Source organism: Nitrincola alkalilacustris, assembly GCF_008973755.1.
GTDB classification, from domain to species: Bacteria; Pseudomonadota; Gammaproteobacteria; order Pseudomonadales; family Balneatricaceae; genus Nitrincola; species Nitrincola alkalilacustris.
Genome location: NZ_WBOM01000025.1, coordinates 1 through 896 on the forward strand (window position 1 = coordinate 1; position 896 = coordinate 896).

1 protein-coding gene is annotated in these 896 nt (G+C 57.9%); it reads left to right on the top strand.

Annotated features, from left to right (window positions below; all coding sequences use genetic code 11):
* Positions 1-896, top strand: an 896-nt coding sequence (locus F7R27_RS18590; protein ID WP_151705763.1) for a TRAP transporter substrate-binding protein, incomplete at both ends; no start/stop codon positions are given.

Here is an 896-nt window from a genome sequence, read left to right on the forward strand (position 1 = left end):
ATCACCGCCATGTCGGATGGCCGTCTGACCGTACAGGTTTACTCTGCAGGCGAACTGGTACCGGCACTGGGTGTGTTTGATGCCGTTATCGAAGGCTCTGCCGAGATGAGTCATGGTGCTGCCTACTACTGGCAGAACAAGAGCCGTGCCACCAACTTCTTCACCGGGGTGCCTTACGGCATGACCTCACGTGAGCTGGCGGCCTGGATTCGTTACATGGGCGGTCAGGAGATCTGGGACGAAGTCTACGATCAGTTCGGCGTTAAAGGTTTCCTGTCCGGTGATACCGGTACTCAGGCGGGTGGCTGGTTCCGTAAGGAGCTGACGGGCCTTGCCGATATCCGCGGTATCAACTTTCGTACCCCGGGCCTGGGTGGTCAGGTATGGCAGAAGATGGGGGCCACGGTGGTCAACATGGCTGGTGGTGAGATCTATCAGGCGCTGCAGTCCGGTGCTCTGGATGCGGCTGAGTTCGTTGGCCCTTATAACGATCTGGCGCTGGGCTTCCATCAGATCTGCAAGGACTACTACTTCCCGAGCTTCATCGAGCCGGGTCTGGCGACTGAGCTGGTGGTGAACAAGTCCAAGTTTGCCGAACTGCCGAATGACCTGCAGCAGATCGTCGAGTTTGCCTGCCAGGCGGAGTACGATCAGGTGGCGTCCGACTTCTATGCCAACGACCCGATTGCACTGAAAACCCTGGTTGAGCAGCATGGCGTGCGTGTGCATCAGTTCCCGGATGAGATCCTCGAAGCCGGTGCCGTGGCAGCAAAAGAGATCATCACAGAGCTGCGTGAAAGCGGTGATGCTCTGACCAAGAAGACCACTGAGCACTTCCTGCAGTCACTGAACGTTCTGCGTACCCGTACCGAAACGGTTGACCAGGCCTTCCTGGC